At 47.8% G+C, this 25,816-nt stretch carries 19 protein-coding genes and 1 pseudogene; 12 read left to right on the top strand and 8 right to left on the bottom strand.

Annotated features, from left to right (window positions below; genetic code table 11):
* Positions 1-102 precede the first annotated feature (102 nt).
* Positions 103-1,458: pseudogene (locus tag EIM92_RS02790) on the top strand (IS1182 family transposase); the annotation flags it as partial.
* Between the two features lie 562 nt (positions 1,459-2,020).
* On the opposite strand, the gene EIM92_RS23615 reads toward EIM92_RS02790, so the two are convergent.
* From EIM92_RS23615 to EIM92_RS02775, 4 genes are read right to left on the bottom strand one after another with little or no spacing between them, the layout of a single operon-like run.
* Positions 2,021-2,188, bottom strand: a complete 168-nt coding sequence (locus tag EIM92_RS23615) for a hypothetical protein (protein WP_164515017.1) — start codon at positions 2,186-2,188, stop codon at positions 2,021-2,023.
* Positions 2,189-2,192: 4 nt separating this feature from the next.
* Complete coding sequence (locus EIM92_RS02785) at positions 2,193-2,378, bottom strand: hypothetical protein (RefSeq protein ID WP_125081377.1); 186 nt, start codon at positions 2,376-2,378, stop codon at positions 2,193-2,195.
* Positions 2,359-3,519, bottom strand: coding sequence for a hypothetical protein (locus EIM92_RS02780; RefSeq protein WP_125084982.1), 1,161 nt, complete (start codon positions 3,517-3,519; stop codon positions 2,359-2,361). Before EIM92_RS02780 ends, EIM92_RS02785 begins: the two co-directional genes overlap by 20 nt.
* Positions 3,520-3,549: 30 nt before the next feature.
* Positions 3,550-4,743 (bottom strand): MBOAT family O-acyltransferase, encoded by a 1,194-nt coding sequence (locus EIM92_RS02775; protein WP_125084981.1) that lies wholly within the window; start codon positions 4,741-4,743, stop codon positions 3,550-3,552.
* 339 nt (positions 4,744-5,082) lie between these two features.
* Between EIM92_RS02775 and EIM92_RS02770 the strand changes: the two genes are divergently transcribed.
* Positions 5,083-5,850 carry a protein-glutamine gamma-glutamyltransferase gene (locus EIM92_RS02770; protein ID WP_125081376.1) on the top strand — a complete coding sequence of 256 codons (768 nt, stop codon included), beginning with the start codon at positions 5,083-5,085 and terminating at the stop codon, positions 5,848-5,850.
* Positions 5,851-5,966: 116 nt separating this feature from the next.
* A complete protein-coding gene (locus EIM92_RS02765; RefSeq protein WP_246021183.1) occupies positions 5,967-6,182 on the top strand; it encodes a TM2 domain-containing protein in 216 nt (71 codons plus the stop codon).
* A gap of 130 nt (positions 6,183-6,312) precedes the next feature.
* Here EIM92_RS02765 and EIM92_RS02760 read toward each other — a convergent pair whose 3' ends face one another.
* Positions 6,313-6,972 carry an oxidoreductase gene (locus EIM92_RS02760; RefSeq protein WP_125081375.1) on the bottom strand — a complete coding sequence of 220 codons (660 nt, stop codon included), beginning with the start codon at positions 6,970-6,972 and terminating at the stop codon, positions 6,313-6,315.
* A gap of 193 nt (positions 6,973-7,165) precedes the next feature.
* Here EIM92_RS02760 and EIM92_RS02755 point away from each other — a divergent pair, with 193 nt between their 5' ends.
* Positions 7,166-8,059 (top strand): aldo/keto reductase, encoded by an 894-nt coding sequence (locus tag EIM92_RS02755; protein WP_125081374.1) that lies wholly within the window; start codon positions 7,166-7,168, stop codon positions 8,057-8,059.
* Positions 8,060-8,272: 213 nt separating this feature from the next.
* On the opposite strand, the gene fabF is transcribed toward EIM92_RS02755, so the two are convergent.
* Complete coding sequence (fabF, locus tag EIM92_RS02750) at positions 8,273-9,517, bottom strand: beta-ketoacyl-ACP synthase II (RefSeq protein WP_125081373.1); 1,245 nt, start codon at positions 9,515-9,517, stop codon at positions 8,273-8,275.
* A 121-nt stretch (positions 9,518-9,638) separates the two neighbouring features.
* Between fabF and EIM92_RS02745 the strand changes: the two genes are divergently transcribed.
* The 3 genes from EIM92_RS02745 to EIM92_RS02735 all read left to right on the top strand — a co-directional run bounded on the left by EIM92_RS02745 (position 9,639) and on the right by EIM92_RS02735 (position 15,889).
* A complete protein-coding gene (locus tag EIM92_RS02745) occupies positions 9,639-10,493 on the top strand; it encodes a helix-turn-helix transcriptional regulator (RefSeq protein ID WP_125081372.1) in 855 nt (284 codons plus the stop codon).
* 167 nt (positions 10,494-10,660) lie between these two features.
* Positions 10,661-12,583, top strand: a complete 1,923-nt coding sequence (locus EIM92_RS02740; protein WP_125084979.1) for an LTA synthase family protein — start codon at positions 10,661-10,663, stop codon at positions 12,581-12,583.
* A gap of 222 nt (positions 12,584-12,805) precedes the next feature.
* Entirely contained in the window at positions 12,806-15,889 is a 3,084-nt protein-coding gene (locus EIM92_RS02735; protein WP_125081371.1) for a copper amine oxidase N-terminal domain-containing protein, read from the top strand.
* A 205-nt stretch (positions 15,890-16,094) separates the two neighbouring features.
* Here EIM92_RS02735 and EIM92_RS02730 read toward each other — a convergent pair whose 3' ends face one another.
* Positions 16,095-16,709 carry a GNAT family N-acetyltransferase gene (locus EIM92_RS02730; RefSeq protein WP_164515016.1) on the bottom strand — a complete coding sequence of 205 codons (615 nt, stop codon included), beginning with the start codon at positions 16,707-16,709 and terminating at the stop codon, positions 16,095-16,097.
* A 366-nt stretch (positions 16,710-17,075) separates the two neighbouring features.
* Here EIM92_RS02730 and EIM92_RS02725 point away from each other — a divergent pair, with 366 nt between their 5' ends.
* On the top strand, positions 17,076-18,074 hold the full coding sequence (locus tag EIM92_RS02725; protein WP_125081369.1) for a glycosyltransferase: 999 nt from the start codon (positions 17,076-17,078) through the stop codon (positions 18,072-18,074).
* 132 nt (positions 18,075-18,206) lie between these two features.
* Here EIM92_RS02725 and EIM92_RS02720 read toward each other — a convergent pair whose 3' ends face one another.
* Positions 18,207-19,928: a putative bifunctional diguanylate cyclase/phosphodiesterase gene (locus tag EIM92_RS02720; RefSeq protein WP_125081368.1), complete on the bottom strand. Its 1,722-nt coding sequence runs from the start codon at positions 19,926-19,928 to the stop codon at positions 18,207-18,209.
* A gap of 383 nt (positions 19,929-20,311) precedes the next feature.
* On the opposite strand from EIM92_RS02720, the gene EIM92_RS02715 reads away from it, so the two are divergent.
* The 4 genes from EIM92_RS02715 to EIM92_RS02700 all read left to right on the top strand — a co-directional run bounded on the left by EIM92_RS02715 (position 20,312) and on the right by EIM92_RS02700 (position 25,602).
* Entirely contained in the window at positions 20,312-21,661 is a 1,350-nt protein-coding gene (locus EIM92_RS02715; protein ID WP_125081367.1) for a glycoside hydrolase family 30 protein, read from the top strand.
* A 270-nt stretch (positions 21,662-21,931) separates the two neighbouring features.
* A complete protein-coding gene (locus tag EIM92_RS02710; RefSeq protein WP_246021346.1) occupies positions 21,932-22,867 on the top strand; it encodes an ABC transporter permease in 936 nt (311 codons plus the stop codon).
* Between the two features lie 19 nt (positions 22,868-22,886).
* Positions 22,887-23,774 carry a carbohydrate ABC transporter permease gene (locus EIM92_RS02705; RefSeq protein WP_125081365.1) on the top strand — a complete coding sequence of 296 codons (888 nt, stop codon included), beginning with the start codon at positions 22,887-22,889 and terminating at the stop codon, positions 23,772-23,774.
* 157 nt (positions 23,775-23,931) lie between these two features.
* Positions 23,932-25,602 (top strand): extracellular solute-binding protein, encoded by a 1,671-nt coding sequence (locus EIM92_RS02700; protein WP_425464188.1) that lies wholly within the window; start codon positions 23,932-23,934, stop codon positions 25,600-25,602.
* Positions 25,603-25,816 lie beyond the last annotated feature (214 nt).

Below are 25,816 nucleotides of genomic sequence, written 5' to 3'. Positions count from 1 at the left end.
ATTCCATACTAGATGTATTTTATCAGACTGTTGAAAAAGCCCCTATCTAGATCACATTACCGCGTTAATTTGGTATAATATAGGTAATATATTGAAAGTGTGGTGTGCGAATTGCCTAACATTCAACAAGATAGAAATCAAATTGAATTGGTTAGTATAGATATGCTTGTACCAAAAGATCATTTACTACGAATCATTGATGAAAACGTAGATTTTTCATTTATTACCGAGATGACTCGCCCCTACTATCACGGCACATTAGGGAGGCCTCCAATTCACCCGATTCGCCTTTTCAAAATGATGCTGATTGGTTATTTGTATGGCATTCACTCCGAAAGGCAATTAGAGCAAGAAATTAAAACGGACGTAGCCTACCGCTGGTTCCTCGGTCTAGGCTTAACGGATCCTGTGCCGGATCACTCGACGATTAGTTACAACCGTAATGTGCGATTCAAAGGATCTACCATTTTTCAAGACATTTTTGACGAAGTAGTCCGTTTGGCCATCCGTCATAACATGGTAGGGGGACGTGTTCTCATTACTGATTCAACGCACATCCAAGCTAACGCGAATAAAAATCGTTCATCGATGCAAGTTGTGACGGAAACGCCCCTTGAATATTTAAAAGAATTGGAGACAGCTGTTAATCAAGAACGAGAGCGTCATGGAAAAAAGCCGCTGCCGCCCGTGAAAAACGAAACGATTGAAAAAAAACTGCGAGTGAGTAACACCGATCCAGAAAGTGGCTTTATGAAGCGTAAAGGCAAACCCGAAGGGTTTTATTATTTGGATCATCGTACAGTCGATCACAAATTCAATCTCATTACGGATGTCCATGTTACCCCTGGAAATGTGAATGACTCAACCGTTTATATAGAAAGACTTCAAAGACAGATCGATACATTTGACTTTCACAATACGTTAGAAGCTGTTGCTTTGGATTCAGGATATATGACGCCCTACATATGCAAAAAAACAAGCGAGATGGGTATTTTCAGTGTCATCGCTACTCGTAATGCCCCTACAGCAGAGGGGACTATACCCAAAGAAGAGTTTTCCTATGACCCGCAACAAGACGCTTATATATGTCCCAATGGATCTAAGCTGACTTACCACACAACTAATCGCAATGGATACAAAGAATATATGTCCAACCCTGACTTATGTGGCCAATGCCCATTATTGGATAGCTGTACATCAAGCAAAAATCGTAAACGTAAAATTCAGCGGCATGTTTGGGAAGGGTTTAAAGAGCGAGTAGAAGCGAATTACCGTAGCTCTTCAGGACAGATCTTGTATAAGCTCCGTTGTAAAACAGTTGAGCGAAGCTTCGCGGATGCCAAAGTGCTCCATGGGCTTCGCATTTCCCGTTTGCGTGGCCGGGAAAAAGTGCAGGAACAAGCACTGATGACTGCCATAGTGCAGAACATTAAGAAAATAGCAAGGCACCTAGCCAAGCTTTTTTCTCGTACAAACGGGAACTCACCTTATATTTTAATCCTTTCGATTCTGGATTTCCGTGGAAAGTATGTTTTCTTGCATAGAAAATCAATTACTTCAACAGTCTGAGGTTATACAGTTAGTTTCGCACGACAAGACAAATGTCCGCAAACTAACTGTATGAAATACATTTAGAACAATGAAATCAGACACTAGTCTGTCGTATGTGAATTTTAGCGATAGAACTGCCTCACCTTCATAGGTCATCCAACATCTATTAATGAACTTGGCCTGCAGAGTCTGCAGAAATATCAGAAGTTACATACTCAGCCGGGGTTGAAGAAACAGCAGAAATAGTAGCATCTACATGGCCTGTATACCCAGTAGAATTTGCGAAATTAGCAGGGATTAGGGACGAATCAAATAGTGAATTTTTGGCTGATCTGATTATCGATTGGTCGATAGTAATCCTTGGTTCAAGCGATTGGCCAATGGTGATTCTTGGTTTAAGAATAAAAAAGGGCTCCTGCGCTCTGTGCTGAGCAAGGAACCCTTTCTTTATTGTGGTGAAAATCAGTTGTTATTGGCCACATTTAGCGCATAGCGGGTATGCACCGCCACCATCGCCAACCGTAAGTAAATCACAGCCCGCCGTCCGCGTCCCGCTGCTCGGCTCGCGCCGCCGCGTCCCGCCGCTCGGCTCGCGCTGCTCGCGTCCCGCCGCTCGGCTCGCGCTGCTCGCCGCCATCCACTTAAAAGTTCATATAAATAAATTCCTGGGTTTCTCCTGAGAAGAACAGGATGCTTAGTACGATAGCTATGATGACAATGGCTCCAACGACCGCCGCTCCCAGCATCATCAGTGCTCGGCCGACACGATGACTGAGGCGCTTGGTTTTTGCTTGGGCTAGCTTGGCACTACGAGTTTGTAATTCCATATTGTATCAACTTCTTATATAAAATTTCGCCGAACATTTTGTTGCCTTCATCCAAGAGGTGGGACGGGTCACGGTATAATTTATGCGGGATCGTATTCTCTTTCCCTTTGTTGAACTCGATATAAGGGTATCCTCTCGATTCGATCAGCTCTTGATAAGCTCCCATCACCTTGTTGTAGTCATCCCAATTCAGTAGATTTTTCTTGGTAATATGCTCTTTATCGAGCGGTGCCGAATAAAAGACGGCTGTCTTATTATGCTCCTGTAACAGGTCGAGCGTCTTCTCGATCATAAACAGACCGAAGCTCTCGTCTTTGTTAAACGGCTTGTTCCAAGTGTAAAGCTGTTTGAAATGGTTGTTGATTTCTTCCTTATGTTTGTCCTGCATTTTGTCATATGCCGTGTACATCGGAGCATAGCTCGGCGTTACGCCGTTTTTCTTGTCCTGCTCCTTTTTGATTTCTCGGCGGATCTTTTCCATCGGAGTACGCGTTTTGAACAGCTTGTAGCTGATGACATCGCGATCGTGGTACAGCGTCCATTTGCTGAGGAAATTGGACGTCGCCCAGTTGTGAATGTCGCTGGGGAGCGACTGGCGATTTTTATCCGGGAAATCATTCAGCCAGCTCCGTGAAATGTTCTGATCTAATTTCGTAATAAGGGACGGATACACGGTTACATTAGGCTCATTGTCCGAGACAACGGCGATCCCGTAGTTGATTTCATATACGACATAATCGACTTCATCAATGATAGAGGCAAGCACAGCATAAGTCTCGGTAAATCGCCCGCCGGTAAGCCCCATATTGAGTACCCGGCTGTCCTTCAGATGAACCTGGAGAACGCCAGCCGAAGTATTGGCCCCTTTCATAACCGTTGTTCCGAAGACCGTAGAGGGTCCGAATATGCCGACTACCTGTTTTCCATCATCCGGCTGCTCCTTCAAATATTCAATCCAGAGCGGCGTATAGACGATGGAGTCGTAAGCCGGAACACGTAATTCTTTCTTCGCATGGGTTACGACATCCTCTTTCATATGATCTACAATCGGACTTGCTCCGTCACTAATCCCGATTAAACCTGCGATGGCGAGCGAGACCATCATGACGGTTACCGTCTTATTCATAAATACATTCGGCACTTTGTAATCCTCGCTTTCTTTCAATCCATTTTATCGTAAACCAAGCAAGCGCAGCATTAGATTCCATCCGTCTGCGATTGGCAGAATGAAGAATACCCTGCTCATCGTTACGCCAAAGAATGTAATCAGAATGGCCATCATCGTTGTTCCTGGCTTCAGCCATTTTGGAACAGGCTTCAACTTGGGTTTGATTTGCTTTACATGGAATCTATGAATACATAACATCACGCCATGGAACATTCCCCAGACAACAAAATTCCAAGCGGCTCCGTGCCATAGCCCGGATACCGTCATCGTAGCCATCAAATTCAGATAGATTCTGGGCGTGGCCACGCGGCTGCCGCCGAGCGGGAAATACACATAGCGGGTAAGCCAGGAGCCCAGAGAGATATGCCACCGGTTCCAGAACTCGGCAACGCTGCGGGCCAGATATGGGAAACGGAAGTTCTCCGGAACGACGATACCGAACAAGCGAGCCGTACCTATAGCAATGTCGGAATAGCCTGAGAAATCAAAGTAAATGACAAATGTATAAGCGATCAGGGCAATCCAGAGCGTCCCTGTATCGGCTGCGGCAATCCCGGCTTTAGAGTAGACGGGTTGGGCCAACAGATCAATCGTACCTACGAGTACAAGCTTCTTGAATAGACCGAACCCGATCCGGGTGATTCCGATCAAGATATGGTCAATGTGAAATTTGGCTTTGAGCTGCGGGTAGAACACTTGGAATTGCTTAATGGGGCCCGCGACCATCGTTGGAAAAAAGAATATAAACGACAGCAGACCTTCTGGTCGGTGCTCCGGTAAATTTCCGCGCTTGCGTTCAACCAGGTAATGAATGAGCTCGAATGTAAAATAGGAAATCCCTAATGGGAGAACGATTTGTTCTGCCTTCGGAAAAAATGGCTGCTGCATGAATGCAAACAAGTCATTTAATGTATCAAGCATCATATTCGTATATTTGAAGTAACCGAGCACGAGAATAACCCCGATGATTGCGGCGGGGTAAATCCAGCGTCTACTCCACTTGGCAGCAGCCTTTACGATGATAATCGCCATGACGACCTCGGCTAGCAGCAAGAAGAGGTAGGAGCCTGCGTAATAGTAATAAAAAGTGACGCCTGCGGCAAACAGCACCCAGGGTCTGATCCGATGCGGCATGAGGTGATACGTGACGACTGCCACGAGCACGAACAGCCAGTATATCCAATCTGTATAAATCATAATATTTCGTTCCACCATCCAAGTTGTATACTGTCTCTACTATTTACTGCTTGTTCATGATAGCACAATATCAATGTATTCGGTTATATCAAAATTCGCTAAATGCTCCAAATAACTGGAATGTGCATACGACAAGAATACAAAATTCGCCATATTACAAAATATATCCTTCTTTTTCCGTATAAAAGGACGCTCTGATATCTGACTTAATAGATTTAAACGCAATTTATGTACAAAAGTTTCCAATATTCTCAAATTGCAATCAAGCTTTGCACGAAGAAGGCGCCGTCCGCATACCATGCCGCATAGAATGAGTTAATTCGCCTAGGAGGTTGGGTCGTGATCATTACTTTGAATATGGAGCTTGGACGGCTCCATCAGCTTGCAGCGTCGGAATTAGAGCGAAATATCTTGAGAGAGTTCAGATTGAGTCCGGCCGTTCATATCTATCGCCTGCCGGAGCAGCTCGATTTTGAACTGAGAATGAGAGCGGCGATCGTACAGGCCGCGAAGGATTTTAACGCGTCTGGAGCCAAATTCGCGACCTACAAAAACTCAAGGGCTAACGAGCAGTATTGGACTCGTATGTCTAATGGAGGATTTAGGTTAAAGGAGGAGGTGCAGCCGTCCGAAGCGATTGTCGACATTTTTAATAATGGCTATAGGTATGCTATGGAGTGCGCTACGGCGATGGTCGTTATTCTTTATAAGGGGATACTAGATTCCATTGGGGCCGATGCCTTTAATAAACATTTTAATCAACTGGTGCTCTACGATTGGCAATATGATAGCGATTTGCAATTGATCCGGGCACAGCAGGCTACGGCGGGAGACGTCGTGTATTTTGAGAATCCTGATTTCAATCCGCAAACGCCTGAATGGCAGGGGGAGAACGCGATTGTACTGGATAATGGTCTCTACTTTGGTCATGGGCTCGGAATTTCCTCGGCCGAATCCATAGTCAATGCCCTGAACGCAAAAAGAAAGCCTGGAAGCACCATCTCCGCCTTTTTATCCGATTTGATCGTGCATCCTAATTTTGAATATCTTCGCAGGCTGGAGGGGGTGGCTGCCAGAGAGTATACCCCTTCGACAGAAAATGAGTAAATACTACTACATGTGACAAAATATCTCATAATTCTAAAAATTTTTCTAGACCTAAATAGTGGACTATGTTATACCGATAATAGGTTACGAAATACTTATGTCGTAGGGGGGAGAAAATGATGGAAAAAAGTCCGAAATCGTTTGTTGCTGCATTACTATTAGCTTTCTTTCTAGGTTCCTTAGGAATCCACCGTTTTTACGTGGGCAAGGTTGGAACAGGAATTATTCAATTGCTTACTCTAGGCGGTCTAGGAATTTGGACATTAATCGACTTTATTCTTATCGCTGTCGGCAGCTTCAAGGATAGCGAAGGCAGACTAATCAAGGCATAGGTTCGATACATAAGACAGGCTATAGAGCTCCAAAGTCGAATATGCTTAAGCAACACTGTTTTAACAAAAAACATATGAAAACAAAAGGCGACCGTGCTTTGGCTTATTGCCGAGTGCGGTCGCTTTGATTTTATCGTCCTAATTGTTCGATTTGCTCAGAGGAGTAAATGGCGGTTTTCTTAGAGGAATTCATAGCCATGCGGTACATCGCTCGGGCTACAGTCTCCGCTTCGATGGCTCTATATTTTCTAAGAGGGCCGATCAATAGGAAGGATAGAGCTTGAAAAATCACGCCTCCCCACCGTTCGGCAAGACGATATTCCTCGCGTTCGCCCAGCAAAAGAGAAGGCCGGAGAATAGAAAGACTATCGTAAGGCATTTCGCGGAGCTCCCGCTCGGCAATGCCTTTGATCCGAGAGTAAAATATGCGAGAGTCGGCATTGGCTCCGATCGCGCTGATGAACAGAAAATGCTGCGCTCCTTGCCCAAGCGCTAGTTGGGCAATCGTTAGCGGGTACTCGACATCGATTTTATACATAGCCTCCTGGGTCTTGGCTTTTTTGATCGTCGTGCCCAAACAGCAAAATACGTCGTCCGCGCAAAAATGCTGCTCATATTGCTCCAGTTGGTCAAAGTCGATAATAAGCTCGGTGAGCTTCGGATGCTCCACGTGAAGGGGAGCGCGAACGAAGGCGACTACGGAGTCGTAACGCTGCCCCTCAAGCAGCAGATGGAGCAGCTTTCGGCCAACGAGGCCGCTGCCACCAACAATCAGGGCTATTTTTCCCATCGGAATGCTCCTCTCAAATAAAAATGAATCGCCGGAAGTTTGTCTGTATTTAGTTTACTATAGTTTGAACTGATTTTGGATTTGTTTTGCGGTGCCTGTGAGTGTACAATGTGGACGAAAGAAGGTTCATTTATTTAGTGTTGTTTCCACTTCAAGCATGGATGAATTGTCAGTTATTTAAGGAGGGATTAGGTTGAAGTATCGGAGATTAGGCAAGACAGAATTGAACGTATCCGTGATCGGCATCGGGACATGGCAGTTTGGCGGTGAATGGGGGATGCAGTTCAATCAGGATGAGGTGGATGCCATCCTCGATAAAGGCCAGGAATGCGGCATTAATCTGATTGATACAGCAGAATGCTATGGCGACCATCTCTCAGAGTCGTTCATCGGCGATTATATGAGCCGCCGCAAGCGGGAGGACTGGATTGTCGCAACGAAATTCGGTCATCATTTTCATGAGCGCTTTACTCGTACGGATGTGTTTGACGCCGAGGATGTGCTGAAACAATTGGATGCTTCGCTCAAAGCGTTGAAGACGGATTATATCGATTTGTATCAGTTCCATTCGGGGCCGGATCACGTATTCGATAACGATAAATTATGGACCATGTTGGACAAGCAGGTTGAGGCTGGAAAAGTACGCCACTTGGGTACTTCCATCGGCAGCAATGATAATTTGCACCAAACCGACGCATCAAGCAAGGTCAATTCCAAGGTGATCCAAGTTGTATATAACCGCCTGGATCGCGTGCCGGAGAATCGGGTATTCCCATCCTGTGAACGTCAAGACCTTGGCGTATTGGCCCGGGTTCCACTGGCCAGCGGATTCTTAAGCGGCAAATATAAGCCGGGCGCGCAATTTGATGCAAACGATGTGCGGCATCGTAAGGATGCTGAGGTCGTTCGCCGCAATCTGGAAGAGGTGGAGCGGATTCGCCGGGATGAAGTGCCAGCGGGTGTAGATATGGCGCAATGGGCATTGGCCTGGTGCCTCAAGAATCCTATTGTTAGCTCTGTCATCCCTGGCTGTAAAAATCCCGAACAGGTTGTATCCAATGCTGGTGCAGCGGATTTAGTAGAATAAGTAACCGACGAGACCCTGTTAGCGTTAGACGCTTGACGGGGCCTTGTTGTGTCAATAGCTATGCCATTGACGTTTTGATGTATGAAGTATCCAATGCTGAATATTAGGAATAAACCCTGAATGCCATAATACTAAAGCGCAATCTCTTAAATTGCCGTTTGGCAGTGTGCCCATGTGCCACGGCTAAAGTCTAAAAGAATCGCTTGACTGTGCTCAAGTCCGCCCCTCGTGAGCCTTTAGAACGATCACCGCGTTATGCCCGCCGAACCCGAAAGAGTTGGAAATCCCGATGCGCAGCTTAGCTTGCCGTGCCTGGTGGGGCACATAGTCCAGGTCGCAGACCGGATCGGGTGTATCCAGATTAATCGTTGGCGGAATGATGCCCTGCTCCAACGATTTGACGAGCGCCACCGCTTCAACAGCGCTGGCCGCACCGAGCATATGCCCGCTCATCGATTTATTAGCTGTAATTGGAATTTGATAAGCCTGCTCGCCAAACAGCTTCTTGATCGCCTTCGTCTCTGACCAGTCGCCTGCCTCGGTACTCGTTGCATGCGCACTGATAACGTCTACGTCCTGCGGCTTGATATCGGCCTCCTTCAGCGCGAGCTTCATGGCCCGGTAAGCCCCGTTGCCTTCAGGATGAGTCGCAACGATATGGTAGGCGTCCGAAGTGGCGCCATAGCCGATGATTTCGGCGTAGATGCGGGCACTTCTCCGTTTGGCATGGTTGAGCGACTCGAGGATGAGGATGCCGGCCCCTTCCGCCATAACAAAGCCGTCGCGATTTGTATCAAACGGTCTGCTTGCCTTGGTCGGCTCGTCATTGCGCGTCGAGAGGGCTGTGGCATTACCGAAGCTCGCTAGGGAAATGTCCGTAATCGCTGCCTCGGTTCCTCCGGCAATGATAATGTCGGCACCGCCCGATGCAATGAGCCGGTAGGCTTCTCCGATCGACGTATTTCCAATCGAGCAGGCGGTGACTGGTGATAATGTAGGGCCGACGGCTCCATATTTAATACTGATCATGGCGGCAGCCATATTTGAAATCATCATCGGAACGAGAACCGGGCTAATGCGTTCGGCCCCCCGCTCTTGCAGCAAGCGGCTCTGTGCTAGAAGTGTTTCTATCCCTCCTGTGCCCGAGCCGACGTATACCCCCATGCGCTCCTTATCGATTTGCTCCAGATTTAATCCGGCATCGGCTACCGCCTGATCTGTGGCAGCCAGCGCGAACTGGCAGAAGCGATCCATTCGGCGCGCTTCTTTACGGCCGAACATAGCTTCGGCATCGAAATCTCGTACCAAGCCCGCGATTTTTGTTTTATGTCTTGAAGTATCAAAAGTGTCAATGATAGAAATACCTGACTTCCCGTGAACAAGCTGATCCCAGAACAACTCTACCTGGTTGCCGAGCGGTGATATTACGCCCAGCCCTGTAATCGCGACTCTTTCCATAAGAACCTCCTTGAGAGCTGTGATGGGAGTTATTGTGTCATAGGATTTATCCTATTACAAGTTGTTAGTTATTATAGTATAATCAGTACCACTTTAAGCGTGTGGCAAGGGGGAGATTGGAATGAAGCAGCAGGCGCGATTGCAGGAGCTGTCTGTTTTTTTGAAGGCGCAGCGCGCTAAGCTTGTCCCGCAAATGGTCGGGCTGCCGACAGGAGGGCGGCGCAGAACTCCGGGGCTTAGAAGGGAAGAGGTAGCTCAGTTAGCTGGCGTAAGCACTACTTGGTATACCTGGCTAGAGCAAGGAAGGGATATCAAAGTGTCCACATCTGTACTTGACAATATTGCTGCGGCGCTGCGTCTTACCCGTGATGAGCGTAATTATTTGTATGCGCTGGCCATGGATACCGGTGGCGGTTTGGGTGTAGTTGGCCAAAGGCTCCAGGAAGGTCGGCCGGAAATCAGCCCCTCGTTACAGAAAATTTTACATGAGCTTAAATATTGTCCTACGATTATTTCGGATCGAAGATGTCAAATAGTCGGCTGGAATGAGGCTGCCTCTCATGTGTTCCTTGATTTTGAGGCGATTCCGCTAGAGCAGCGGAATATGATTTCTTTGTTGTTTACTAGGCAGGAATTTCGTAGGCTGGCCGTGAATTGGGAGCAGTTTGTACGGGGGTTCCTGGCTATTTTTCGTGCTTATTACGGGCAATACGTGGAAGACGAGTGGTATAATTCTTTCTTGTTGGAAATGAAGGAGGCTCATCCCGATTTCAATTATCTCTGGGAGCAAAGCGAGGTCAGCTCGGCTCCGGAGGTCATCCTGGAGTTCAGGCATGGGAAGGGGGGCAAAATGCACTTCCAGCTCACTTCGCTGCAAGTGCATGGGAACGTGGATTTACGCTGTAGCATTTATACCCCGGCACCGGAAACGTCTACGGAGTTTAAGCTGCGACAATTGATGGAACGGCAAGAATGATTTATCCACTAATTTCCAGTCTGTGTTTCAGCGTGCTATAATTATAATGTTGAGAAGAAAAGGCCGAACATGAATCCATATACAGAGGTTGGTTTAGGCCGTTAAAGGTTTATGTGCTGAATGTTGAGGGGTTTTGAGACAGGTTATGCAAGGAGAAAGGTATGAGTATGGAACGAGTTCACGTTTGGTATAAATCGAAGCTAGTTACGATAGGGCTGCTGCTCGCCCTTAAGCTGCTGCTGTTGCGGATGTTCTTTTTTGGAGCAATTTACTGGCGAAGTCTTCCCGGAGAAGTGTTGGCAGTCCTAGGATTGTTATGTTTAGTAGAGCTATTGACACCGGAAAAGGGCAAGGGAGTTGTTTATTGGAGCCTGAACGCCATTTTCTCTTTTCTTCTGTTCTCGTCGGCTCTTTATTATGCCCATTTTGGGACGGTGCCTACGTATGCGGTATTAAGCGGGTTGAATCAAGTTCCCCAAGTACGTGCTAGTATTAGTGGGCTCCTGCGGCCAGAGCAATTTTTGTTCTTCGCCGACTTCGCGTTAGCTGCGGGATGGCAGGTTATCCGAGTCTTACGTCAGCGCCGCCGGGGTGCAGTTTATACACTTGTGTTTAAAGAACAAAAGCGCCGAAAATGGGTTTGGAACACTGTCGTAACGGTATTACTTCTTGTCAGTGTGGCCTCCTCCCTATACTATGTGCGTCAAGGCAAGCTCATCGACAATGAGATTGTCCGGGCGGAGAAAGTCGGGTTTCTGAACTATCAAGTCGTGGCTGCCATCAGCAGTCGTGAGGAAAATCAAAAGCTCGCCGAAGGTGACATCGAAGAGACGAAGGCTAACATAAGGAAGCTGCAAAGCAGTTATCCTTATCAAACTGAGCCGGATGCTGCGCAGGGGGAGAGAGAGCCAGATTATTTCGGGATCGCGGAAGGGATGAATTTGATCGTTATTCAGATGGAATCATTTCAGAACTTTCCGATCAACTTGAAGCTGGACAATGGCGCGGAAATCACACCGGTATTAAATAAGTTAGCTGGAGAGGGTATCTATTTTCCGCATGTTTATCAGCAAATTGGACAAGGCAATACATCGGATGCCGAGTTTATGTTCAATACTTCCATCTACCCGACGGCGGCAGTGGCAATGTCTACAGGTTATGGCGACCGCGAGCTGCCCAGCCTGCCGAGACTGCTGCAGCAGCGGGGCTATACCGCCAATACGCTTCATGTCAATAAGGTGACGTTTTGGGATCGGAATAAGCTGTATCCTGCACTTAATTTTAATCAATATTATGATAAGCCTGCTTTTAACAATGATCATTTCAACGATTATGGGGCCTCTGATGAAGAGATGTACCGGGTCGGTGTAGAGAAGATGAAGGATCTTCATGCGCGGAACAAGCTGTTCTATACCCAATTCGTTACGACCTCCAGTCATTCGCCGTTCATCGTTCCTGAGTCTTTCCAGCAAATTGAGCTGCCGGCCGAGCTGGAAGGTACGAATCTAGGAAATTACATTAATGCGATCCATTATACAGATTATGCTATTGGCCAATTGGTCGAGCAGTTGAAGGAAGCCGATCTGTGGGACAACACCATGCTTGTTTTTTATGGAGATCATTTCGGCCTTCAGCCGAAGGAGACAAGCGCGGAGGAAATCGAGGTGCAGCTTGGCGTACCATATGATGACACGATCAGCCGCTTTAACATTCCATTTATTATTCATGTACCTGGCAAGCCGCTTGGCATGGTGTCGAAGCGGGCCGGGGGACAGGTGGATATGCTGCCGACCGTAGCGAATATGCTGGGCATCTCCTTGAAAAAGGAGCAATTCACGGCGCTCGGTCAAGATTTGATGAATATTGACCGCAATGTATCTGGCATCCGGTATTACTTACCGACGGGTTCCTTCTTCAATGATGAAATTATGTTCATTCCAGGACAAGGCTTCGAAGATGGATATGCCGTATCCATTAAGACATTAGAGCCTGTTGCTGATTTTGCCCAGTATCGCCAAGATTATGAATATATAACCTCGCTCATGAAGCTGTCGGATGAGTATGTGAAGCTATTGCCGAAGCGACGCTAGCGGCGCAGTTTGTATTTAGTCTTTTTGAAAAATGATACCTTTGATAAAAACGCCGTAAGGCGTTTTTTTCGTTAGTTGTATAGCTCATTTATCCCCCATATTACCCAATTATCAGAAAAATTTGGGCAGTAAAGAAACTTTTGCTTGTCTCAACACGTCAAATAATCAAGGCCACGATAATATGGGTAATTTACCTATACAAAGACATAGGAGGGCAAGCAAGTGAGGAAAATATGGATAACAATTTTATCAGCACTTTTAATTTTTCCATTAGTGTTGCAAACGCAGGCTCATGCAGCACAAGCCATCAGCATTTATATTAATGGGGTCAGATTGCCAACAGACCAGGCGCCGATTTTGGTCAGCGGCCGGGCGATGCTGCCGCTTCGCGCTATATTTGAAGCTTTGGACGCGGAGGTCGATTGGAACAATAGGACGAAGACTGTAACCGCTTGGAAAGATGGTACGACTGTCGTACTCAAAATAAATAGCAAAGCGGCTACGATCAATAATCAAAAGGTGAGTCTCGACGTTTCCGCACAGAATGTGAGAGGAAGAACGATGGCGCCTGTGCGCTTCGTCAGTGAAGCATTGGGCGAAGAGGTCGTGTGGGATGCAAGCAGCAAGACGGTGTATGTTACAACAAACACTACTCCGGCAGCCGCTGAGCCCGTTGGTTACGTATCCGCCAGGGATATAGCCAATAATGGGGACGGTCGTGATTTGCAGGTCAGCTTCGCGCGGGCAGCGAATCAGTCCTCCATTGACCATTATCGGGTGTTCATCGTTAAAGCCAACAAAGCTTCCAGCTTTAATCTGGCAACTGCCATGAAGGTTCCGGCCTCCAATTATACAAGCGCATCGGTCGGAAGCGTTGATCCTACGGTCACATTGACTTCCCAGTCCCGCGATGTTGATGGGGATTTGATTAAGGCGAACCAAGCTTATGTTGCTTATGTTATCTCGGTCGGCAAGGGCAGTTTAGCCAGCGCATTGTCCTATCCATCTGCTTCAATTACGCTGGGCACCAGCAGTTCCGTAGAAGCAGCAACGAATGTTAAAGTCAGCGATGTGAGCGATTATGGAGACGGCAGAGATTTGTATGTAACATTTACGAAGCCGTCCAAGGACAGTGACATTTCCAGCTATCGCATCTTTGTCGTCAAGACAAAGGATGCCGGGAAATTTGATCTTGCTGCGGCAAACAGGCTGTCCAGCCAGTACTATACCGTTGTCAATAAATCGTCGAACAGCACGCTGAAAGCCGCACTAAGTTCCAGCGCAAGAGATACTTCCGGAGACTATATAAAGAACGGGGTCTCATATACCGTATTTGTACAGTCGATTAGCAATAACACGGCTACGGCATCTCATAAACTCTCCACCGCGTCATCTTCGATTACGCTGAGCAGGGGTTCCGTTGCGGCACCTGTTATTACACAAGTTATCGATGAAAGCGACTATGGGGACGGCCGTGATTTGCGCATCAGCTTCACAAGGCTGTCGGATGAATCAAGAATTAGTGGTTATCGCGTATTTGTCGTAAAAGCGAGTGATTATGGTTCCTTTAACTTAGCGAAAGCCAATAATGTATCCAGCGCGAATTACACGGAGTGGGGCAAAGACGGTTATAACTTTAATCGAAACTTGCCTTCTGGAGCAAGGGATGTCGATGGAGCGACGATTCGTAATGGCGTTAGCTACCGGGTATTCGTAATGGCGGTCGGCAACGGTGCTTATTCGGGCACCAATGCGCTGTCCAGCCCGTCCTACGCTATTACTTTGCTCAATAACTACAGTGTAGGTACGATTTCTAACTTGAGCGTAAGTGATGTTAGCGATTATAACGATGGCCGCGACTTGTTAGTCTCGTTTAATCGGGCATCGGATGAGTCTAATCTGAGCCATTACCGCGTGCTTGTCGTGAAGGCTTCAAATGCAAACAGCTTCAACCTGTCCAAAGCAAATAACGTACGCAGCTCGAATTATACGGAAGTCAATAGAGGCGGCAACAATTATGTACAGCAAGCATTGTCATCCGGCGCGAGAGACGTCGACGGGGCGGCGATTCGCAACGGTGTTAGTTACCGGGTGTTTATCCTGTCGGTCGGCCGCGGCAGTTATTCGGGCAGCAATACGCTTTCCAAGGCATCCTCCGCGATTACATTGTCTAACAACTATAGCGTAGGCGCCGTAAACGGCTTGGATGTCAGAGACGTGAGCGATTATAATGATGGCCGTGATTTGCAGGTCTCATTTAATCGGGCTTCTGATGAATCAAATATTAGCCACTATCGTGTTTTTGTTGTGAAGGCAGCGAATGCCAGCAGCTTTAATGCTTCCAAGGCTATCCGAATTTCAAGCAGTAATTATACCCGTTTCGACAAAGCAGGCTCTTATCTGAGTCAGACGCTTCCATCTTCCGCACGGGATGTCGATGGAGCAGCAATTCGCAACGGAGTCAGCTACCGTGTATTTGTACTCTCGGTAGGTTATGACGGTTCTACTAGTCAGAATGCCTTGTCCTCCCAATCCGCAGCGATTACGCTAAGTGGGAATAGCGCGGCCGCGGCGGTGGGCAACTTAACAGCGACAGTGAACGGCAATAATGGCGATGGCCGGGATATTGTTGTCAGCTTCACTAGATCCGCAACTGAAGACAACATTGCAGAGCATCGTATTTTAGTTGTTCCGACAAGTCAAGGCTTCGGCAAGGAAGAGGCCAATGCGGTACGCTTTGGGAACTATACGGCGGTTAGTGCAGGAAGAGATGTTAACCAGGCTCTGTCGGCATCGACCCGCGACGTGAACGGCAATGTGCTGAAGACAGGCGAGGCCTATCGGGTATTCATTTTATCCGTATCTAAAAGCAATACGGCTTCATTGAACGCCCTGACTGGTCCGTCAGGCGAGCTCAGATTGACGGTCGTTGATCCGGTGGCTCCGGCAGCTACGGGTGTGAGTGCTTCAGCGGACGACAATGCAGCAAGCCTGATCGTCAGCTTCACCAAACCGGCGAACGAGAACGGTATCTCCTCGTATGCGGTGCTGCTCGTACCGTCAGGCGAGGGCATGACTGAAGCGCGGGCGAGCGGCCTTGGGGGAGGGGCATATAAATCTGTCAGCAAAGGTGGAACTCCGATTGTGACCTTTACCGAGGCTGATTTGGACGCATCGGGTAATCCGATTGCAGCCGGTGTATCTTACCAGGTTTATGTGCTGTCAGTTGCCGATGGAACGAACGCTACCGTGAATCATTTGTCCGATCCATCCAATTCTGTAGTCCTAACTATTAATAATCCTTAAGCTTATGAGGATGATTCAATGATTCTGTAATCAAATCGTGTGATTGTATCGTTCAGGAAGCAGCGGCTCACGCACGGACAAAGAACCTGAGGCACAGCCTCAGGTTCTTTGTTTATATTACGCCCAGCATGGGCGTCATCTTTAGGGTGAAACTCCCGAATGGGGCTGGCGAGTGCTTACCGCCGTTAGCTAAAGTGGCGGCTCGTTATTTGACGAGATGCACGGGCGGTGGGCCGTCGCTCTTTAGCATACTAAGCCAGACGATATCGATGAATTTGCCGTCAGCGAATTCAGCCTCTCGTTCGACTCCCTCATGGCGGAAGCCTAGCGATAATAGCATTCGCTGGTCTGCTTGATTACTGCTCTCGATTCGCGCTTCGATCCGATTGAGCTCCATGGTATTGAAGCCAAAGTTAATTAGAGCGCCTAATGCCTCTTTTAGAAACCCACGCTTCCGATATTCGGGATGGAGCTCGTATACAAGCTCTGCCTTGTAATGAGTTTTGTCCCAGTGGGAGAAGCCACAGGAACCGATCATTCGGTTGCTGTTATTCAAGTAAATTCCAAAGCGGATGCCCCGTTGCTCTTGATAGGGAGTCATGAACCATTCCTGAATGCGGTAGGCTATGGCCTCTCGTTCCTGAAACCTAGGCTCGCGGGATTCCTTGTTTGCCTGAATGGGCATGTGCTTGCTAGGTCCCGGACGAGTCTTCATCATAACGGAATTTCCATATAACTCTGCGGCCGCGTCCATATCCTGCAGCGTCACTTCTCGCAATTGGAGACGTTTGGTGGATAGGGCGGGGAAGCGGTCAAACATGGTGATCCTCCTTGGTACATCATTATTCATTATTCATTATTCTACGGTCCTAGTATCCATATCCTATATATTATAACCGATGATTGTCATAATCGCTTCTTGAGACGGATTGAAAACCCCCTCTTTTTTTCATCGAAACCTGTCGTTTGACAATCAATCGTAAGGTTAGTACCCTTACAATATTAACTCGTACCCGAAAGGTCACATGATGAAAGATAGGTATGAAATGAGCGGACAATATCCCTATATATGTATCCGCAAGCGGCGAGCTGAATGATTGATATATATGGAGATAAGAGGAACTTTATCAGGGGATCGAGGAACGGATGAACATTGATTGCACAACACAGAAAGGGCGGCGAATCAGTGAAAAAAGTCGGTTTAGTTATGCGTAAAATTCAGTTTTCCGAAGCCCAGGGGCCGCGTGTTTTTGCGGAACGTCTCCGGACTCTGGCCGCTGAGCTTGGAGTAGAAATCATCTTTATTTCGCCGGAGCGCCATGTCAGCGGTCATGATTGGATTCCGGGTTATGAGCATGAAAAGGGGGATTTGGTCAATTATGATATTGTCCTGGATCAAATCCACGCCCAGGGCATCGAGCATGTCATCTTTACCGTTTCCGGCTTCACTTATTTAAAGATGTTTATTCCCAAAAGCGTATTATTCCCGCACAGCTTTCCTGACCCGGCGCTGACGGGCTATGAGATGATGAAGCCGTTCTACAGCATCGTCGATAAAGCTGTCGTACAGACCGAGTTTTTGAAAAAGCAGCTGGACAGCGTGTTCGGTGTCACCGATGTAGATGTGATTCCGATTGGCTTCAGCGAGGAACTGGCGCATCGCTATTTTGATCCGGCTGCGATCGTGCATAACCGCGTACTATGGATCGGTCGGGACGAAGAGAATCGTCGGCCGGATCTGGTGTTGGAATATGCCCGGCGTAACCCCGATCAGGAAGTGTATATGGTATTCGGCGGCGAGCGTTATCGGGAGAGCATGAAGAAATATGACATTCCCGGCAACGTAAAGCTGCAATTTGCTTTGTCGCAGGCAGAGATTTTTCAGCTGATGAACTCGGCCAAAGTATACTGGAGCTGCTCTAGATTCGACACGTTTGCGATGCCGCTGACGGAAGCGCTGGCTATGGGCAAAATCGTCGTTAAGCCGGAGCATCCGTGCTATGACCATATTAGCTCGCGTCACGCCTTTGCGGGGAATGAGCAGAACTGGTTCGAGCTGGTCAATATGGCGCTGGCATCGCCCTTGTCTCATTCCATGGATAACCGGGAGTACGCCTTTGAGAAGTTCTCAAGCAGTGTAATGAAGGAAGGGTATCGCCAGTTTTTCGATGGCTGGCTCAACTGAAAGATTGTTGAGAGTATTTAGGAAATCAGCAAAAAGGCTTATTGTCGAAACCGGTCAAGTACCGATTCGCAATAAGCCGTCATAAGCCTTTATTGGGCATTTATTTGCTATTTTGATTCATGCGTAAATTAATCAATCGCTGTCGCGAGTTGTCCTCAGTAGCTGCTCAACCGCCTGTTCTTCCAGCGGACGGCTGTAGTAGAAGCCCTGGATTTGATCGCAACCAATCTCCTGCAGAAATTTGAATTGATCCTCGGTCTCGACGCCTTCCGCTAGTACGGTCATGCCTAAAGATTTGCCAAGTTCGATAATCGAGCGGAGCAGAGAACTGTCCCGCTGGGAAGTTGGTGTTTCCTGAATAAATGTTCGATCGATTTTTAGTACCTGCAATGGTAATGTCTTCAAATAGTAAATGGAGGAGTAGCCTGTGCCAAAATCGTCTAGAGACAAGCTAATGCCTCGCTCTTTTAAGGAATCAAGCTTTTCTTTAATCATCAACGGGTTGTTAATGAGAGATTCGGTTAACTCCAGCTCCAAATACTCCGGGGCAAGCCCAGTTTGCTCCAGTACATGTTTTACCATATGAACAAAATGGGGATGTCTGAACTGAACGGCAGAGACGTTTACTGAAATGGGCAGCTTTGGAAAGCCAGCATCCTGCCACTTTTTATTCGTTCGGCAAGCCTCCCACAAGACCCATTCCCCCAACTGCACGATAAATCCGGTATCTTCGGCGATAGGAATAAATGAGGCAGGCGAAATGCGTCCCAGCTCGGGATCATTCCAACGGATCAGCGCTTCCAGTCCCGTAAGTCTGCCTGTAGCGGCATCAATTTTGGGCTGATAATGCAGTTCAAATTCTCCATCAGCAAGCGCCCGGGGCAATTTTTTCTCAATATTAACCCGTTCCAGCAGCTTGTCTAGCAAATAATAATCGAAATAATGCGGCCCGTTAAGCACCTCGATTTTCGCTTCCTTCATGGCTAGCTCGGCATGCTTTAGCAGGATTGATGATTCTGAGCCGTCATCCGGATAGAGGCTGATTCCCATTGCAAAGCTAAGTGTAATTTCCTCATCGGATAAAATATACGGCTTTCTCAAGGCATCGTTCAGCTCATTAGCGATCTCGTGAACTCTCAGCGGGTTATCAATGCCGGATAGCAGGACGATGAAGTCATCGGCGAAGCTGCGGCAAATCAGTGTATCATCACTTAAAGTAGCTTTGAGCCTCAATGCTACTTCCTTAAGAAGCGCGTTGCCAGTGCTCTCCCCGTAGCTCTCATTGATGTAACGGAAGCGATTTAGATTCAAGCGGATGACAGCGGCTGTATGAGTCTTCATTTCCGGGGGCTGGAATGTCTTCTTCATCGCTTCCCGGAAGCCGTTGTTGTTCAGAAGTCCAGTGAGAGGATCAAAATTGGAGAGCAGCTTTATTTTTTGCTCGGAAGCATCTCGTTCTTCCATCTCCTTGGTCACATCAAACTGTAAGCCAATGAAGTAGGTTGGCTCGCCCTCTGAATTCACGACAGGACAAATAATAAATTGGTTCCAGAATGTGCTTCCATCTTTTTTGTAATTTTTAATCGTAACGCTATCGGTTCGACCTTCCTTGATCGCTTGACGGATAACTTCCAAATGGCCTTCGTCCGTCTCTTCGCCTTGGAGAAACCGGCTATTTCGCATGAGAACCTCTTCGCGCGTGTATCCGGTAATCATTTCAAAGCCCTGGTTGACGTAGACAAGCGGGTTATCCTTTAAATTAGGATCGGAAATGGCTAAACCAATCCCCATTTTATCAATAGATCGCAGCAGTGTGGCCGAATCGATAATAGATTCGATACCGGAATGACTCAAAATATTAGCCCCCTCAAGTTGAACCGCGAATTTATGTAGGACTTATGATGTGAGCATAATGGATTATGCCTTAAAAATATCATATTGCGGACGGTGTAGGAAATCAATGGATTGTGCATAAGAAATTTAGGGGAAATGCAGTTTTTTGTCGAATTATCATAATCTCTTCAGACAGCAGGAAGAAATTGCTTCATTTCAGCCGTCGGGTAGTCTGGAATTTCGTTTGAGGTCCCTAAATTTTGTATTGGTTTGATTCACACCAGCGTTCATTTTACAATGCAAGGGAAAGTCCGTATAGCAAGGTGAAAGCGCATACGAAGGGGGCCCCTATCCCTGGAGTAAGCGCTTTTATTCCTTGACAATGTACAAGGAGTGGTTAGAGCATGACCAGACAAGCGAAATGTATAGTGACAGCAAAGCAAACGGATGACCGTCTCAGAGAACAAGGCCCGATCTTCTTCCAGCTCAAAGCGCAGGGACAGAAAGCCGATATGGAGCTGCAGCCAGAAGTCCGCTATCAGCAAATCCTCGGGTTCGGCGGAGCATTTACGGAGGCGGCGGCGTATACGTTGTCACGTATGAGCCCGGAGAAACGGGAGAAAGTTATTCGCAGTTACTATGACCCGGAGCACGGAATCGGTTATACGCTTGGGCGCGTGCATATCCATAGCTGTGACTTTGCACTTGAGAACTACACGTATGTGGAAGATCACGACACTGAGCTGAAATCATTCGATATTTCCAGGGATAGAAAATGGGTGCTTCCTTTAATTAAGGATGCTGCTCGGACTAGAAAGGGAGACATTACGATGCTGGCTTCGCCTTGGAGCCCGCCGGCCTGGATGAAAACGAATGGCAGTATGAATCATGGTGGAGCGCTCAAGCCGGAATATCGCGAGGTATGGGCTCGATATTATACAAAGTTTATCGAGGCTTACCGAGCGGAGGGCGTGCCAATATGGGGAATTACGGTTCAGAATGAGCCTGCAGCGGTTCAGACCTGGGATTCTTGCATTTACAGCGCCGAGGATGAGCGAGATTTCATTAAGGAATATTTGGGTCCCGTGATGCATGATGCGGGCATGGAAGATGTGAAGATTGTGATCTGGGATCATAATCGCGACATTATGGTGGAGCGCGCCAGCGTTGTGTTGTCCGATCCAGATGCTGCTAAGTACGTCTGGGGAACAGGGTTTCATTGGTACGTCAGTGAAGACTTTGACAATGTCGGCAAAGTGCATGAATTGTTTCCGGATAAGGGCTTGCTCTTTACAGAAGGATGTCAAGAGGGCGGTGTGAAGCTGGGCGAATGGTTCACGGGCGAACGCTATGGCCGGAATATGATCGGTGATTTAAACAATTGGACGGAAGGATACCTGGATTGGAACATCGTCCTCGATGAGACGGGCGGGCCAAACCATGTCAACAATCTGTGCGATGCCCCAATTATTGCGGACACGGTTACGGATACGCTTCATTATAACAGCTCGTATTACTATATTGGTCATTTCAGCAAGTATATAGCTCCGGGGGCTGTGCGCATTGGCCTTGATTCGCGGGTGGCGGGAGTTCTCTCAACGGCATTTGCCAATCCGGACGGAACGATTGCCGTCGTAGTCATGAATGAAGGAGAGGAGCGCCGCAGCTTTACTATGGGGTTGGACGCAGAGATGCTGGAGGTTCAGCTGGAGCCGCATTCGATTATAACGTATGTGATAGATTACAAAGCATAAATAGGAACTGTCCGAAATCCCTCTTCATGATGCCCTGACGGTGATCAGGCACGTAATCGTGAGAGGGATTTGTCCGCTTATGCCGAAATTTGCGACCCTGGATACGAAATCTGAAGCCTTACAAGGTCCTGTGGTAAATCGTACAATGAAATTAAGTCAAATGTAAATGTTTTCATCATAGAAGTACGGATCAGCAAAGATAGAAACGAACATCTTGGAGGTCAAACTATGGAACTAGAGCACAGTGCCGAGTCAGCCGCATTGTCAAAAATGGAGAATATGCGCCCAGACCCGCCTCGCCGCCAGTGGCTGAGGCAAATGTACAGGCAACGGCATATTCAGATCATGGCTTTGCTGGGCATCGCCTGGATTATTCTTTTCAACTATGTACCGATGTACGGGATCATTATCGCCTTCAAAGACTATAGAATCATTAATTCTATTGCCGAGGCGCCTTGGGTAGGCCTTGAGCATTTTAAGGCGTTTTTCGAAGACGATAATTTCATGAACGTCATGAAGAACACATTGGGCATCAGCCTGATCAAGCTAATTGTTGGCTTTCCGCTGCCGATTATCTTCGCCTTATTCCTGAATGAAATACGTTCGCTTCGGTTTAAGAAGGCGATTCAGACGATTTCTTATTTGCCGCATTTCTTGTCCTGGGTCGTCCTGGGCGGGATATTGACGACATGGCTGGCGGATGTCGGGATTATTAATAATATTTTGTTAGCGCTGAACGTGATTCAAGAGCCAATATCGTATCTTGCCGAGCCGGATTACTTCTGGGGAATCATCATTACGTCAGACATTTGGAAGGAACTGGGGTGGTCGGCGATCATTTATCTAGCTGCGATCTCCAGCGTGTCGCCCGATTTATATGAAGCTGCGACGATTGACGGGGCGGGAAGGTTCCAGAAAATGTGGTACGTCACACTGCCATCGATCAAGGGGACGATTTCGATTCTGTTCATTCTGGCTGTCAGCGGTGTGCTGAATTCCAATTTCGATCAGATTCTGGTACTGCGCAACGCCCTGAATGAGAGCGCCAGTAATGTCATCGATATCTATGTGTACCAGACAGGAATGCTGTCCGGACGCTTTTCCTACTCCACTGCGGTTGGTCTGTTCAAATCGGTGATAGCCCTATTTCTGCTGCTGATCGCGAACAGCGTAACCAAGAAGCTGAACAACACATCACTCTTCTAGAGAAGGAGCCGAGCGGACAATGCTGAGTCTTAATCGAAAGACCAAGGGAGAAGCCCTCTTCGACCTGTTAAATAATATTGGAATGCTGTTGATATGCTTCGTGACTTTATATCCGATCTGGTATGTCGTTGTGAACTCGCTGAACGAGGGCATGGACGGCATGCGCGGGGGGATCTACTGGTGGCCCCGGATATTCAGCTTCGAGAATTATACGGCGGTCTTCCAGAACCCCGGCATTATGACAGCGATGGGTGTTACCGTTGCCAAAACGCTGTTGGGGACGATCCTCCACGTATTTTTTACGGCGATGGTTGCCTATGCCTTCTCCAGGCGTGAGCTGATCGGGGGCAAGATTTATATTTTTATCGGAACGATCACGCTGTTCTTTGGCGGGGGACTGATTCCTACCTATCTTCTGATGAAAGATTTACACCTGCTGGACAATTTTTTAGTATATATTATTCCGGTGATGTTCAGCTTCTTTGATCTCATCATCTTCATGACCTTCTTCCGGGAGATTCCGGACGGTCTAGAGGAGGCGGCGGAAATTGACGGAGCTAATGATTGGTCGATCTTTGTCAGAATCATTATTCCGGTGTCGATGCCGGTGATTGCCACAATCTCGCTGTTTCACGGCGTATATCAATGGAATGACTATTTTGCCGGGGTCATTTATATGAACAATATGGATTTGCAGCCGATTCAGACCTATTTATACCGAGTCGTGGCCCAGTCAAGCTCAAATCAGATGGTGGCTCAGATTCCGGGGGGCATTGGCAAAACGGTTACCTCGCAATCGATCAAGCTGGCGACGATGGTCGTCACCACGATGCCGATCGTCTTCGTCTATCCATTCCTGCAGCGCTATTTCGTTAAGGGGATGATGATTGGTTCGATTAAAGGGTAAGGCTGAAGGGCGGGGGCGGGAGGTTGCTTGCGGATGTCAGAAGCCTTCCACTTCCAGGTGGTAGTCCCTCTTGCTAAAGTATAGCGAGCAATGACCGCATTAGCGAGAGTCATATTATACTTTTTATTATAAGAAAGAAAAGGGGTAATCTCACATGATGGCGAAGCCTAAGACAAAGAATTTTGTAATGCTTCTATGTGCTCTGCTGCTAGTTTTGTCGACAGCCTGCTCCAGTGGAGGCGGGAGCAAGAATCAGAACGGTGCACAACAGCAGGGCGAGCAGTCGGCCGAGGAAGTGAAGTTGACGGAGAATGATCCGGGCTGGAAGGTAGATACGTCGCCGATTACGTTTGATTGGTATATTAACTTTTCTTGGTTCCCGAACAAATGGGGGGTAGACATTACGAGCCAATACGTGACGGAGAAGACGGGGGTTAACGTGAACTTCATCGTCCCTGCGGGCAACGAGGCGGAGAAGATGAATACGATGATTGCCTCCGGCAACCTTCCGGACTTCATTACGCTGGGCTGGTATGAAGACGCTGTCAAGCAAATGATCGAGGGCGATCTGGTGCTGCCACTCAATGAGCTTGCCGACCAATATGATCCTTATTTCTATAAAGTGACTGATCCGGCGAAGGTATCGTGGTACACGCAGGAGGACGGCAACGTCTATGGATATCCGAATTCATCCTCTTCACCTGAGGACTATAAGAAATTCGGTGACAACTTGACCTCGACGCAGACGTTCCTGGTGCGCAAAGATATGTATGAAGCACTGGGCAAGCCAGATATGCGGACGCCGGAAGGCTTCCTGAAGGCGCTTGAGGATGCCAAGAAAATGTTCCCGGACATCAACGGGCAGCCACTCATTCCGCTAGGTATGTACGATTTCCACGAGAAGGGCAATGCTTCGTTCGAACATTACATTCAGAACTTCCTGGCGGTGCCTCATGAGAAGGACGGCAAACTGAACGACAGATTCACTGACCCTGATTATGTGAACTGGCTGAAGACGATTCGCAAAGCGAATGAAATGGGCTTGTTGGCGAAGGATGTCTTCATCGATAAGCGTCCACAAATGGAGGAGAAAATTGCTCAAGGCCGTTACTTTGCAATGCTGTACGCAAGATCGGATTTGGCGGCTCAGCAAAATGCATTGTATGCTGCAGACCCGAATTCCGTATATATTGCGATAGATGGGCCGGCCAACTCCAACCTGGATCAGCCTACGTTGGCGGGGCCATCGATTTCCGGATGGACGGTTACCATGATATCCAAGAACGTGAAGGACAAAGCTCGCGCCATCCGCTTCCTCGATTATTTGATTTCGGAGGAAGGCCAGCGGGATACGTTCCTTGGGAAGCAAGGCGTAACCTGGGATACGATCGACGGCAAGGATCAGTTCCTGCCGGAGGTAGCGGATCTGCGGAACAACGACCGCAGCTCGTTCGATAAGAAATATGGGGCTTCCCATACGTTCTGGATGCTGATGGATACGAACATGACTCCAGCTTGGGAGCCGCCTGCGGTTGAGCCGTTCAAGCAAATGGAAGACTGGACTCGCGGTAAGACCGTAAGCCTCTCGCAATATGATCAAATCGATCCAGTCGGCAATTCCGAAGAAGGCATTATGCACACGAAAATTATGCAGGAGTGGGGCAAAGTATTGCCGAAGCTGTTGCTGGCCGAATCGGATGAGGAGTTCGATAAAATTTGGGAGGCTTACTTGAAGAAGCGCGACGAGCTTGGCTTCGCCAAGGTTCAGGAATATAAGCAGAAGAAATTCGAAGAGAATGTGAAGAAACTTGCCGAATTCATTGAGTAAATGAATAGCTTGTTTTACTACGGGGTACCTCAATGTCGGCCTTGGCTGAATGAGGGCCCCTTTGGCCGTATTTTCAAGCACTATAGCTTTTGAAGAAAGCTGCTTGGAGAGATTAAGCTATGATCGTCTTTGGAATGTTGTGAGGATCGCTTGTGGAGGGGATGTGCTCTCGCTTGTGGTGCATGTGACTGCCTTTGTGGCTGCATTTCTACCT

Origin of the sequence: Paenibacillus lentus (genome assembly GCF_003931855.1) — a bacterium.
Lineage (GTDB): Bacteria > Bacillota > Bacilli > Paenibacillales > Paenibacillaceae > Fontibacillus > Fontibacillus lentus.
This window is presented reverse-complemented; position numbering and strand designations above follow the sequence as displayed.